General features: G+C 67.4%; 11 protein-coding genes. 2 read left to right on the top strand and 9 right to left on the bottom strand.

The annotated features are described in order from the left end of the window. Position 1: 1 nt before the first annotated feature. Positions 2 to 1,498 carry a glycosyltransferase gene (locus tag U5771_RS02405; protein WP_322022480.1) on the bottom strand — a complete coding sequence of 499 codons (1,497 nt, stop codon included), beginning with the start codon at positions 1,496 to 1,498 and terminating at the stop codon, positions 2 to 4. A 1,234-nt stretch (positions 1,499 to 2,732) separates the two neighbouring features. Between U5771_RS02405 and wecB the strand changes: the two genes are divergently transcribed. Then, the gene (wecB, locus tag U5771_RS02400; RefSeq protein ID WP_322022479.1) at positions 2,733 to 3,950 is read left to right on the top strand and encodes a non-hydrolyzing UDP-N-acetylglucosamine 2-epimerase; all 1,218 of its coding nucleotides are present in this window, start codon (positions 2,733 to 2,735) and stop codon (positions 3,948 to 3,950) included. A 136-nt stretch (positions 3,951 to 4,086) separates the two neighbouring features. Here the strand turns inward: wecB and U5771_RS02395 are convergent, their stop codons facing one another. The 6 genes from U5771_RS02395 to U5771_RS02370 all read right to left on the bottom strand — a co-directional run bounded on the left by U5771_RS02395 (position 4,087) and on the right by U5771_RS02370 (position 10,616). Continuing rightward, a complete protein-coding gene (locus tag U5771_RS02395; RefSeq protein WP_322022478.1) occupies positions 4,087 to 4,875 on the bottom strand; it encodes a hypothetical protein in 789 nt (262 codons plus the stop codon). 101 nt (positions 4,876 to 4,976) lie between these two features. Continuing rightward, complete coding sequence (locus tag U5771_RS02390; protein WP_322022477.1) at positions 4,977 to 6,839, bottom strand: methyl-accepting chemotaxis protein; 1,863 nt, start codon at positions 6,837 to 6,839, stop codon at positions 4,977 to 4,979. Positions 6,840 to 6,988: 149 nt separating this feature from the next. Next, the gene (locus U5771_RS02385; protein ID WP_322022476.1) at positions 6,989 to 7,669 is read right to left on the bottom strand and encodes a flagellar motor protein MotB; all 681 of its coding nucleotides are present in this window, start codon (positions 7,667 to 7,669) and stop codon (positions 6,989 to 6,991) included. A gap of 18 nt (positions 7,670 to 7,687) precedes the next feature. Next, positions 7,688 to 8,452 carry a flagellar motor protein gene (locus U5771_RS02380; RefSeq protein ID WP_322022475.1) on the bottom strand — a complete coding sequence of 255 codons (765 nt, stop codon included), beginning with the start codon at positions 8,450 to 8,452 and terminating at the stop codon, positions 7,688 to 7,690. A gap of 22 nt (positions 8,453 to 8,474) precedes the next feature. Further along, a complete protein-coding gene (locus tag U5771_RS02375) occupies positions 8,475 to 9,713 on the bottom strand; it encodes a cyclic nucleotide-binding domain-containing protein (protein ID WP_322022474.1) in 1,239 nt (412 codons plus the stop codon). 240 nt (positions 9,714 to 9,953) lie between these two features. Continuing rightward, positions 9,954 to 10,616, bottom strand: coding sequence for a glutathione S-transferase family protein (locus U5771_RS02370; RefSeq protein ID WP_322022473.1), 663 nt, complete (start codon positions 10,614 to 10,616; stop codon positions 9,954 to 9,956). A 311-nt stretch (positions 10,617 to 10,927) separates the two neighbouring features. On the opposite strand from U5771_RS02370, the gene U5771_RS02365 reads away from it, so the two are divergent. Beyond that, entirely contained in the window at positions 10,928 to 12,286 is a 1,359-nt protein-coding gene (locus U5771_RS02365) for a polyhydroxyalkanoate depolymerase (protein WP_322022472.1), read from the top strand. Positions 12,287 to 12,410: 124 nt separating this feature from the next. Here the strand turns inward: U5771_RS02365 and U5771_RS02360 are convergent, their stop codons facing one another. Both U5771_RS02360 and U5771_RS02355 read right to left on the bottom strand, forming a co-directional pair. After that, on the bottom strand, positions 12,411 to 12,878 hold the full coding sequence (locus U5771_RS02360) for a hypothetical protein (RefSeq protein WP_322022471.1): 468 nt from the start codon (positions 12,876 to 12,878) through the stop codon (positions 12,411 to 12,413). Positions 12,879 to 12,946: 68 nt separating this feature from the next. Continuing rightward, a complete protein-coding gene (locus U5771_RS02355; RefSeq protein ID WP_185500349.1) occupies positions 12,947 to 13,084 on the bottom strand; it encodes an HHHH-motif protein in 138 nt (45 codons plus the stop codon). Between the last annotated feature and the right edge of the window lie 227 nt (positions 13,085 to 13,311).

The following is a 13,311-nucleotide window of genomic DNA, read 5'->3' as shown; positions in this document are numbered from 1 at the left end:
CTCACCGCCCCGGTTTCAGTTGCCGGCGAAAACGCTCGGTCTTGTCCCATTTCAGTTCGCGGCGCAACGCGGCGTCGAGCGTGAGCCCCCATAGCGCGGCGACCACCGCCGCGATCGTCACGCAAAAACCGACCACGTTGACCGGCACGAGCCGCAGGCGTGTCGCGCGACCGTCGAGCCGGGCGGCGACGACGATCTCGAAGAACACGCCGAAGTTGCCGAAGGTGCTGAACGCGAACAGCGCGAACAGCGACACGAGCAGGCCGAGCGCCATCGAGTTGACGCCGTTGAGCAGATAGAGCGCGATCGCGGTTCCCCACGCGATCGCGAGCAGCGCGGGCATCAGGAACACGCCGAGCAGCAGCGCGCCGTCCAGCCGGCAGCGCCGCGAGAGCAGCGGATTGCGCAACACCGGGCCGAGATAGCGCAGCAGCGTCTGGTTGTGGCCCTTCGCCCAGCGCGTCAGCTGCCGAGCGCGCACGGCCCAGCGCTCCGGCACTTCCTCGTAGCACTCGGCGTGATTCAGGTAGACCGTGCGCCAGTCGCTCAGCAGCAGGCGGTAGGTCATGTCGGTATCCTCGGCGAGCGTGTCGTCGCACCAGCCGCCGACCGCATCGAGCGCGCCCTTGCGAATGCCGCCGACGGTGCCGCCGTACTGCGGCACCAGGCGCAGGTTGTTGCGCGCTTGCTGGTTGACCTGATAGCCGCCCGCGCGCTCGAGATCGAGCAGCCGCGCGAGCAGGTTGCTGTCGGCGTTCTGCGGCACGACGCGGCCCATCACCGCGCCGACTTCCGGATCGAAGAACGGCGCGACGAGTTCCTTCAGCAACCCGGGGCGCGGCAGGTAGTCCGCGTCGAACACGACCATGATGTCGCCGCGGATGAAGCGTAGCGCGTCCTTCAGTGCGGCGGCCTTGCCCGGCTTGCCGCTCTCGCGGTGAAACGGTTTGATGAGCTCGGGCTCCAGCGCCTGTACCTCGTCGATCAGCGCACGCGTGTTGTCGGTCGACCGGTCGTTGACCGGAATGATCGTCAGCCGGTCGCGCGGATAGGTCGTCGCGAGCAGCGCCATCAGGCAATCGACGACGACGGCTTCCTCGTTGTGCGCGGCGACGAACACCGTGAGCCGCGGCCATTCGCCGTGGGTCATCGTCTGATACGGGGCGTGCTGCGGCTTGAACAGGCGATCGAGACTGAACATGTAATGCCGCGCCGCGTAGACGCAGGTCAGCAGCGTGAACAGCCACAGGTATGCGACGCACGGAATCAGCAGCGTGTCGGGATCGAACGCGACCTGCGCGGTGTTGGCCGGCGCCGGTTCGAGCAGCGCGTCCGCGTCGGTCGCCGCACGCTCCGCCGCGTCGGCGGCCGGCATGCCGATGCGCACCGCTTCGGCGACCGGCCGCGTTGCGGTGTCGCGCACGACCTGCGAGCAAGTCAGCACGATCAACAGCAGGATGCACTCGACGCAGCGCGACACGGTCCGACGGTTCTTCATGTCCTGGCCCCCGAGCCGGCGATGGCGGCGGCCGAGCACCTGAGCCCGGGCCGTGGATCGCGCGGATGTCAATGGGAAGCGGCCGCAGGTTCGTCATGCGAGCGCGGCCGTCTTCCGCGCCGAACGAGCGTGTCGTGCCGCTTTCCGGATTCGTTGCTTTCGCGTCCCTGTCCGTTTGCTGTCGTTGGAACGCGTCGGAACGCACCTGTCCGCCCAGAACAAGCAAGCGGCGAGCCATCGGCCGCCATGCCTCGTGCAGCAAGGGCCGGCGTTCGCGCGGCGGATGCCGCCGGGGTGGCGGCCGGGTGTTTTTGATTCACCGACGAATCAGCTTGTTGCACACCCTGTGCGGTCGACATCGCGCTTCGTTCGGGTCGCGCGGCGTATCGTCGGTTCATCCCGCGCGCGTCGCCCTGCACGATGCGGCTTCGGGACGCAGTCCATCGCGAATCGACGTCGCGTGCACCGCGGCCGGCAGACCTGCGCGGTACCGGCCGCCGCGCGCATCGGATGGCCGTCATGCGGGTATGCCAGCAGCATTCCGTTCGTGCGTTACAGATACGCAACGTTTCGCACCTGTCGACGCCGGCAGCACGAACGCCGCGGCTCGGCAGACGAATCGTTCGCGCGTGACTCGAATCGGACGATCGCCGACACCCCGTTCATTGCCCAGACAAAATTCGTAGATCGAAGCGATTCAATGCGTTTCGAAGATGCATGCGGTTTTCACGGCAATCGATGCCCGACGGGTGTCGCCGTTCTTCGGATGACGCGACCGGACCGATCGCGCGAATGGCCGCATGTTTATCTGTATCGCGCCCATCCACCGATATGGCAGCCGTAGCAGTTGTGAAACGTTCTGTAAGCAAGCGCGGCGTGCCGCGCGAATCGGACCCAGCCGCAGCGCCGCTGGTTTGAATATTGCTGTATCGAGATCGTAATCATCTTCCGGGTGCGCCGGCGCGCGGCGACGCGATCCGTGTAACGAAAGGACGTGTCGATCGACACAGCGAGGAACGCTCATGACGTGATTGACGAGGTGCAAGGGGACGGCCGTGGTCCGAGGATTTCGTGGTGGAAACCGCGCGGACCAACACGGTGCGCTCGCCCCGCAACGCCGCCGCCTGTCGTGCGGCCGGCGTGGACGCGTGCGGAGACAGGACGGGTCGCCTGCAGTCATGCCGGGCGCCAGGTGCCATGTCGTCCGGTGCGAAGATGCTCAACGAGGACAACGATGAAAAAGATCTTGCTTGTGTTCGGGACCCGGCCGGAAGCCATCAAGATGGCGCCGCTCGTCCGCGCGCTGAAGGCGCGCAAGGATGTCGACGCCCGCGTATGCGTTACCGCCCAGCATCGGGAAATGCTGGATCAGGTCCTCACGCTGTTCGACATCAAGCCCGACTACGATCTCAATCTGATGCGACAGAGCCAGACGCTCACCGACGTGACGACCGGCATTCTCCAGGCGGTCGGGATCGTCTTCGAAGACTTGCGTCCCGACGTTGTCCTGGTGCACGGCGACACGACGACGACGCTGGCCGTCAGTCTCGCGGCGTTCTACCGCTATCTGCCGGTCGGACACGTGGAAGCGGGCTTGCGCAGCGGCGACATCTGGTCGCCGTGGCCGGAGGAACTGAATCGCCGCGTGACCGACGCGGTGTCGTCATGGCATTTCGCGCCGACCAGCCAGGCGCGCGACAACCTGTTCAGCGAGGGCGTGCCGGCCGGCACGGTCGTGATGACGGGCAACACCGTGATCGATGCGCTGCACGACGTCAAACGGATGCTCGACCACGACACCACGCTCAACGACAAGGTCGCCGCGCACTTTCCGTTTCTCGATCCGTCCCGCCGCGTCGTGCTGATCACCGGCCATCGCCGCGAGAGCTTCGGCGAGCCGTTCCGGCATTTCTGCGAGGCGCTCTGCACGCTCGCGAACCGCTATCGCGATGCGCAGTTCGTCTATCCGCTGCACATGAATCCGAACGTGCGCGAGCCGGCGCGCGCGCTGCTCGGCAGCGTGCCGAACATCTACCTGATCGAACCCCAGGAATATCTTTCGTTCGTATTCCTGATGTCACGCTCGCATTTCATCATCACCGACTCGGGCGGCATCCAGGAGGAAGGGCCGGCGCTCGGCAAGCCGGTGCTGGTCACGCGCGAGACGACCGAACGGCCCGAAGCGATCCAGGCAGGCACCGCGCGGCTCGTCGGCACGGACCAGGAGCGGATCGTCTGGGAGGCGTCGCGGCTGTTCGACAGCGAGAGCGCGTACGAGGAAATGGCGCGCGCGAGCAATCCGTATGGCGACGGCCATGCGAGCGAGCGGATCGTTCATGCGCTGATGCACACGCTGGGGGCGAGCGCGAAGACCACGAGCTTTTCGATGGGGGCCGCGGAGATGCCGTTCAACGCGCTCACGCTGGGGTTGCAGGCCTTGCGTTCGCCTTGAATCCGATCGTCGGACGGCGTCACGACGGGCGGCGCCGCGCGATGCCGCTGCCCGTCATGCGTCCGACGCGACCCGCCATCCGTCGCCGTCGAATCGCGCCGCGCGATCGACTCCCGCTGCCGTCCGCTGTCGATCGCTATCGGACCACGACATCGGCCATCGATTGCGCCTGCGCGACCAGCCGCGGGTAGATTCGCTGAGACACCACCTGTCTGGCGAAACACGCCTGCCGCGCGTCCTCGGGCACGCGCGCCGCGCTGCAAGCCGCGATCGGACGCAGCGTCACGCTCTTCCACAGGATATAGACCCGTTCGCCCTGCCGGACCGACACGGCCAGCGTGTTCGGGCCGTCCGGCACGCCGTCCTGGCTTTCACCCAGCAGCCACGCCTTCACCACGCCGTCGGCCGGTTGCCGCTTGACGGGCAACTCGGCGAAGCGAAACGCCGCGGCGGCGTCGCCGAATACATCCGTGTAAAGCGTTTCATTGTCGAACATCGCGGCAACGTCATCGGTCGGCTTGATGCCGGCGTCCGCCGTGCCGGCCCAGGCCTTCAGCAACGGCACGGTCGTCACGACGAGGTTCGTCTTGCCGTCGTCCGACTTGAAGGACAGGCCGTCGGGCCCCGGCGGCATCCCGTCGACGGGACCGACGCTCTGCACCGTGCCCCCCGCCTTCACGGCAAACCCTCTCGCCCTGACCGTGCCGATCAGCTTGACGAGCCGTGCATTCACGTCGGCCGTGTACTGCCGGTCGAGGCCCGCCCGATCCTCCGTCCGGGCCGCCGCCACGGCCGCCGCGGCCTGCTTCCGGTAGGCAAGATACGACTCCGCCGGCGATGCGATCACCTTCGCCCCGACCGCGGCGAGCACCGCCGCAACAACCACCGCCCCCACCCCGACCTTCAATCTTGATATGCGCTTCATTATTATGACGTCACAGAATCCCGCGCCGACAGCCAAACCGGCTGCCGTGATCCCACGGCAGCGGCCCCTCGGAAACGCGTCATTCTAACGTCGCGCAGGCTTCATCCATCGACCTTGAACGCCGATACCAGTCGCGTCAGTTCCGCCGCCTGCTGCTTCAGGCTCTCCGCGGCCGCCGCGCTTTCCTCGACCAGCGCCGCGTTCTGCTGCGTCATCTGATCGAGCGACTGCACCGCGTCGCCGATCTGGTCGATGCCCGCACTCTGCTCCAGGCTCGCCTCGGCGATCTCGCTCATCATCGCGCTGACGCCCTGCACCTGCGACACGACATCGCGCATCACCTTCCCGGCCTCGCTGACGAGCCGCGACCCGGTGTCGACCGTCCCCGCGCTGTGCTCGATCAGCGCCTTGATCTCCTTCGCCGCCTGTGCGCTGCGCTGCGCGAGGTTCCGCACTTCCGACGCAACGACCGCAAACCCGCGTCCCTGCTCGCCGGCGCGTGCCGCCTCGACCGCCGCGTTCAGCGCGAGGATGTTCGTCTGGAACGAGATGCCGTCGATCATCACGATGATCTCGGAGATCCGCTGCGACGCGTCGCTGATCTGCTCCATCGTGGTCACGACTTCGCCCACGACCTGCCCGCCGCGCAGCGCCGTATCGGATGCGCCGGTGATCAGTTTCGCGGCCGTCGTCGCGGTTTCGGTGTTGTTGCGCACGACCGCCGTGATTTCCTCCATCGACGACGCCGTCCGCTCGAGGTTGCTCGACTGCCCTTCGGTCCGCTCGCTGAGATCCGCATTGCCCGACGCGATCTGCGCGGACCCGGTCGCGATCGACGCGGACGCCGCGCGGATCCGGTGGACGAGCGTCGACAACGACGACACGAAGCGGTTGAACGCGTCCGACAGCTGGCCGATCTCGTCCTCGCTTTCGACCGTCATCCGGCGCGTCAGGTCGCCCTGGCCGCTCGCGATCTCCGACAGCAGCGTCGCCGCACGCCGGATCGGCGCGGCGATCGCGCGCCCGACCAGCCAGATCACGACCAGCGCGACACCGAGGCCCGCGATCGCGGCGACCAGCGCCGCACTGCGAATCGCACGCGTCACCGGGCCGAGCAGTTCGGCCTGAGGCACTTCGACGACCACGTACGCATTCAGCTCCGGGATGAACGACGTCGCGACGAAGCGCGCACCGCCGTCGCCGTCGTAGCTCAGGTACGCATACGGCTTGCCGGCCAGCAGCGTCGACGAGGCGTCGCCCGGCAGGCCCGGTTCGTCCTTCAGGAAATGCTTGCCGTCGATCAGCGACGTATCGCGATGCATCATGATCGCGCCGTCCGGCCGCACGAGGTACGCGAACCCGGTATCGCCGATCCGGTACGCGGCGATCCCCTTCGCGAGCGCATCGACGGACAAGCTCATGCAGGCCGCGCCGATCGGGGTGCCGTCGAGCTCCACGCGGCTGTTGATGAACATCATGTAGCCGCCGAGCGTGACCTCGCGATCCATGTTCACGTCGTAGGGCTGGCCCGACGCGAGGAAGGTCGTCAGCCACCGATCCTGGTCGGTGACCTTCCGCTGCAGACCGGCTTCGTTGTAGTAGTTGCCGCTCTTCACCGACACCCACTGCACGGACGCAGCCTTCTGCTCGTCCTTCACGCTCTTCGCCAGCTGGACCCAGTTGCGCGTGCCGGCGTCGGGCTCGCCGTCGGCTTCCCATTGCAGCAGGAACGCATCGCGCGCGAGGATGCGCGATGCGGCGATCGGCCCGGCCATCTGCCGCTGCACGTCGGCGCGGATGCCGTTCACGGCCGTCGGCAGCGCCTCGCGGACGACGCGATCGCGCACGGCGTTGCCGATCAGACGCACGCTCAACCCGCTCGAAATCGCGACGAACACGAGCAGGCAACTCGTCATGCTGAGAATCAGCTTGTTCTGAATGGACAGCTTGCGCCAGAAATGCATGGGACACCCTCGATAACCGCTCGGTCTGAGCCAGCTTGGGTTATCGGCAGGCGCGCGCGAAATCGCATCGCCCGGTTCACATATTCGTCATGCGAGATCCGATATGTCGTCGACGGGCGGCCGTCGCGTGCCCGTCGAGGCACGCACGCTCAATACGCGACGAAGATCGTCACCCGCCGGTTGCGCGCCCGCGCGGCCGCGTCGTCACCGGTGACGAGCGGCTGGGTATCGGCCCGCCCGATCGCGGCGAGCCGGTGCGGCGCGACGCCGCGATCGGCCAGATAGCGCACGACGCTGCCCGCCCGCGCAGAGGACAGCTCCCAGTTCGATTCGTATTTCGCGGTCGCGATCGGCACGCTGTCGGTATGCCCTTCGACGAGAATGTCGCCGGTCGCATGCTCGCTCAGCGCCTGCGCGATCCGGCCCAGCACCGGCGTCGCGTCGGGCAGCAAGCGCGCATCGCCGACGTTGAACAGGATCTTCGCGTCGATGCCGATCTCGATGCCGTGCGACGCGCGCACGAGCGAGATGCGACCGGCCGTCTTCAGCGCGTCGAGCGACGCCAGCCAGCCAGGCGCGCGGTCGGGTAGCGCATCCCTGGCGCTCGCGGTGCCGCCGTCGTGTCGCGCGAGCGTCTGATAGCGCGCATCGAGCGCGTTGTATTTCGCGAGCTGCAGCACGTACAGCGCGAGAAACAGCACCATCAGCGTCGTGATGAGATCCGCGTAGGAGATCAGCCAGCGTCCGGACTGCGCGCCCTCGGCTTCATCGCCCTCTCCATCGCGATCGGCGGCGGAGCCCGCACGCGCGCCGTCAGTTCGAGCCGTCATGTCGAAGCTCCCGGTGCGTCATGCGAGCGACTCCGCCGCGCGGCCGCGCACGTCGCCGGTCAGCCGCGTTTCGATCGTATGCGGCGACTCCTTGCGCGAGATCGCGAGCAGGCCGTCGAGATACAGCTTGCGGAACCGCAGCTCGCTGTCGATCTGCGCGCGCAGCTTGCCGTAGAGCGGCAGAAACACGAGGTTCGCGAACGCGAGGCCGTAGAGCGTCGCGATGAACGCGACCGCGATGCCCGGCCCGAGCTGCGCCGGTTCGAGAATGTGGCTCGTCACCTGCACCAGCCCGAGCACCGAGCCGAGAATGCCGAACGTCGGCGCGTAGCCGCCGGCCTGCTGCCACACGCGCGCGGCCGCGAGCCGGCTGCGCTCGTACGCGTCGAGCTCGCGCTGCAGCGCGTCCTCGAGCACGGCGGTCGACACGCCGTTCGCAAGCAGTTCCAGCCCGCGCCGCGCGAACGGATGGATGCCGCTCACGTCCATCGATTCGAAGGCGAGCAAGCCGTCGAGCTTCGCGCGATCGCCCCACTCCAGCAGGTCGGTCAGGTGCTTGCGGTCGACTTCCTGCGCGCGCACGAACGCGAGCCGCAACTGCTTCACCGCGTCGAAGAACCGCGCCCACGTGTTCTGGATCATCACCGCGCCGAGCGTGCCGCCGAGCACGATCACGAGCGCCTCGAACTGGAACAGCATCGAAAAGTGTCCGCCTTCCAGTGCGAAGCCGAACACGATCGCCGCGCCGCCGAGCAGCACGCCGGCCAGGGTCAACAGGTCCATATGCGTCTCCGTCGAGTGCGCGTTACGCCGCGGATGAAGCCAACGGCGCGGATGAAGCCGGCGCCTTGGCCGCGCGCACGGCATCCAGCACGCGCCGCTCGATCTCCTCGATCTCGATCGGGTCGAGCTTCAGCTCGCGGCGCATCACCCACGACACCTCGTTGCGCCGCGCTTCCGTCATCACCGAGAACAGCTTGTCGGCCACCGCGCGATCGTCGAGGCTCGCGATCAGCTTCGCGAGATCGTAGGTATCGAATGCGCTGATCACGTCGAACAGCGTGCGCTGATCGACCGACACGATATCCTCGAGCGCACGCACGTCGCCGCCGGCGCGCGGATTGCGTCGCGAGAAATACGCGACCCCCTGCTGCTCGACGTAACCGAGCACCTTCGACTTGCGGAACGCGAACACCTCGTCGGCGATCTCGCCGTGCGACAGCTTGTTGAGCAGCAGCTTCCGGTCGACGCCGATCAGCGCTTCGAGATCGGCGAGCTCGATCAGCTCGAGCTCGCTGTTGATCGACAGGTCGAGATCGTGATCCGCAACCTGCTGCGCGCGATCGATCACGCGCGCGGCGTCGAACGTGACGACCTGGCGCGCATCCGACGACGCCGTGTAATCGGCCGCGCCGCCGGCATGGTCGGCCTGCGCGGCTTCGATCGTGACGAGATTGAGCTTCTCCATGCGGCGCAACATCGCCAGCACGTGCGGGCGCGAATGGCCGGCGATTGCGCGACAGCGGCGGATCACTTCCGCGAGCGGCACCGACGTCTCCGCCGCGTGCGCCTGCATCGGCCGCCGCGACCACGCGTCGTCCGAGCCGCGCGCGTCGGCGCCCGCCATCAGCGACAGCACATGCGCATACGACAGCACGCCCGGCATGAAGTCCGCGTGCGTATAGGTCGCGAGCTGGTCGTCCTTGCGCTTCACGCGCCGGATCATCGTGCGCACGATATGACGGAGCAGCGCGGACACGTGCTCGATTTCCTCGTCGAGCAGCGCGGCCGGCACGACCGTGAGCTGGCAGAACGACAGCGCCTTCGCGGTATGCGCGCGCGGCTCGGATGCGAGCAGCGCGGATTCGCCGAAGAATTCGCCGCGCCCGAGCGTCGCGACGACGACGCGCTTGTCGTCGCAGCGCGTCGACAGCTCGACCTTGCCTTCGGCGATCAGAAAGATGACGGGCTCGCCGGCGAAGCCCTCCGAGTAGATGATCTCGCCGGGCGCGGCCGTACGCGTCCACGATTGCTGACGATTCATGATGGTTCCCCTCAGCGCTGGTTGTTGCGGACTGCGCGCCGCATGTCGCATGCAGGCGGTCGGCAGTCATCCCCGTGCCCGATTAACGTCATCGGCACGGGCATCCTTTAGGGAATTCGCACTCGTTTCCGGCAAAAATCAAGGTGAAACGTTTGCGAGTTGCGCAGCCGCTTCGGCGATTCGTTTCGCTGCGCGTGGCTGTAGCCCGATTGAACGCAGCAACGGGCATCGCGCGCCAGGTCAGAACTCCATGTCGAGTTCGTCGATGTCTTCATGCTCCGCCTTCGCGGCGTCGATCCATTCCGCCACGAACGGGTGCGCGAGCATGCGCATGCAGTACTCGGCGATATCGGGCTCGAGTTTCACGTCGTAGGTCAGGAATCGCGTGACGACCGGCGCGTACATCGCATCGGCGATGCCGATCTGATCGCCGAACAGCCAGGGGCCGCCGTACGCGGCGAGACACTCGCGCCAGATCGTCACGATGCGCTCGATGTCGTGCTGCGCACGCGACCAGATCCGGAAACCGGGAAAATGCGCCCGCAGGTTCATCGGCAGCGCGGAGCGCAGCGCGCTGAACCCGGAATGCATCTCGCCGCAGATCGACCGGCAATGCGCGCGCGCATGCCGGTCGTCGGGCAGCAGCCGCGCCTGCGGCCGGATTTCGTTCAGGTATTCGGCGATCGCGAGCGTGTCCCACACCGTGCTGCCGTCGTGCGTCAGGCACGGCACGAGAATCGACGGCGACAGCAGCAGCAGCTCCGCGCGCGATGCCGCATCGATCGGCACGCTGACCGTCTCGAACGCGAGCCCGCTCAGCTTCGCGAGCAGCCAGCCGCGCATCGACCACGACGAGTAATTGCGGCTGCTGATGGTCAACGTCGTCTGTCCGGTCGGTTCCATGTCGCTCCCCTTCTGATTGCCGTTCGTGCCCCTGCACCGAAAGCGCACGCCGCGCCACACGAACCGCACCACACCTGTGCGGCGCATTCGCCGAACTGGCGCAGCGCCGCACGTTACCGTGGCACGGCCGGTACGCGAACCCGCGGCGGCATCGCAGCGCGTCCGGCCGTCAGGCTGCACGCGCCACCTGAATCGCCGTGTGGATCGCCACGTTCGCGAACCGCGTGCAACGCGCGTGCCAGCCGCACGCTGGCACACGGCTTGCCTCGCTGAACACAACGTGACGCAACATGACGCAACGAGCGACGGCCATGAACCTGCTTGCCTACCCGTTCTACCAATGGTCTGCCGAATGCCTGCGCCCGGCGCGCGCCTGGGCGGCCGCCACGCGCGCGACGATGTCGCTGTGGCCGCCCGCCACGTCGACGCCGACGGGCCGCATGGTCGACGCGCTGTGCGAACTGCTCGAATGCTGCGCGTTCTCGCACCGGCGTCCGCCGTTCGGCATCGCGTCGATCGACGTCGACGGCGAACCGGTGCCGATCGTCGAGGAAGCGGCGGCGGCCACGCCGTTCGGCACGCTGCTGCATTTCCGCAAGGCGCGGCCGGTTGCGCGCCAGCCGCGCGTGCTGATCGTCGCGCCGATGTCGGGGCATTTCGCGACGCTGCTGCGCGGCACGGTCGGCACGATGCTGGCCGATCACGACGTGTACATCACCGACTGGCACAACCCGCGCGATATCCCGCTGTCGGCCGGGCGCTTCGGCTTCGACGAATACGTCGGGCACGTGATCGATTTCATTCGCCAGATCGGCCCGGACGCGCACGTGCTCGCGATCTGCCAGCCGACCGTCGCCGCGCTTTCGGCGGTCGCGCTGATGGCCGCGGCCGGCGATCCGGCCCAGCCCGCGAGCCTGACGCTGATGGCGGGGCCGATCGACTGCCGCGTGAATCCGACGAAGGTCAACGCGCTCGCCACGAGCCAGCCGATCGAATGGTTCGCACGCAACCTGATCAGCGTGGTACCCGCCGGCTTCGTCGGTGCGCAGCGTTGCGTGTATCCGGGCTTCGTTCAGGTCGGCGCGTTCATGTCGATGAATCCCGACCGCCATGCCGCGTCGTTCGCCGACCTGTACTACGAGCGCGCGAAAGGCGACCCCGCGAAGGCGGACACGCTGCGCCACTTCTACGACGAATACTTCGCGACGGCCGACCTCACCGCGGAGTTCTACCTGGAAACGGTCGAGAAGGTGTTCCAGCAATACGCGCTCGCGCGCGGCGAGCTGACCGTCGGCGACCGGCTGGTGGAACCGGCCGCGATCCACCGCACCGCGCTCCTGACGATCGAGGGCGAGAAGGACGACATCTGCGCCGTGGGCCAGACGGTGGCCGCGCAGGAGCTGTGTTCGGGATTGCCGCCGTACCTGAAAACCCACCACGTGCAGACGGGCGCGGGCCACTACGGCGTGTTCAACGGCAGCCGCTGGGAAACGCAGATCTACCCGATCGTGCGGGCGACGATCCATGACAACGAGCCGTACGATCGCACCGCCGATACGGACGGCGGTGCGAACGGCACGCACTACGTGACGCTGCGGGCATTGCTCGACGCGCGCGCGGCCGGTTGCGATGCGGCGACGGCCGAGACGCAATCCGGCCACGTGCACTGAACCCGCGCGGGATCGCCACCATCGGCGCGGCACATCGGCGTTGCACAAGAAATCGCCCCGCCGGGGTGGCGGGGCGCGATGGCTGGCAGTGCGCGAGCGGCAACGCTCGCGCGTTGCGCCGGCGTTACGAACAGGCCTTGCCGTGCGACGCGTGGTAGCCCTTCGACTTCGCCTCGGCTTCCGACATGTAGCCGCCGTGCTTCGTCTTGCCGTAGTACTTGTCGGTCGAGCAGTGGTAGACCTTCGTGCTGTCGTTGGCCCACACCTTGCCCGCGCCACCGCCGGCCGCCGCCGCGGCGGTCGTTGCGGGCGCGCTCTTCGCCGGGGCGGCGCCGGATGCGGGGGACGCGGAAGCCGCGGTCGCGGGGGCCGCGGCCGGTGCGCTGGCCGCGGCTGCCGACGATGCGCCGTACCACGTCTTCACGCCCTTATGGCCGGCGCATGCGCCCTTCTTCGACGCGCCCGAGTAGAACGAGCCGTCCTTGCACAGCCCGGTCGTGCCGGCCGGCGCGCTGGCCGGAACCTGTGCGAATGCACCGATCGACACACCCATGCCCGCGACGAGCGCGGCGATCAACATCGTCTTTTTCATGATCCTCTCCTGATTTGCCTGAATGGGAAAAACGGCCCGGCGACATGCCGGGAGTACCGCGCCGCCGGTCAACGGACCCAGCGGCACACGCGGTGATGGTGGTGATCGAAATGGCACACGCGGTGCGAATGGGCTTCGGCCAGCGCCGGCACGAGGGTGGCGCAGGCGACGGCCGTCACCGTCAGGATCTTCGCGATGCGGGTCATGGACATTCTCCTGGGTAGGCCAGCCGGTGGTCCGGCGGTTACGTCCTTAACGCCGGCCGCCGACACGCCGTGCACCGCACCGCGTCGAATTGACGATCTTTGACACCGTGTAACGAAACGTCACGCGAGGCTGACAAACTGCCGTCTATTGTTTCGATTTCATTACGCGGCAGATGCTTCGGAGGTCGAATCAGCGAAGCCGCGCCCGATACCCGAAAAGGGGCAAG

Source organism: Burkholderia sp. BCC1977 (assembly GCF_905339595.1).
Lineage (GTDB): Bacteria > Pseudomonadota > Gammaproteobacteria > Burkholderiales > Burkholderiaceae > Burkholderia.
This window is presented reverse-complemented; position numbering and strand designations above follow the sequence as displayed.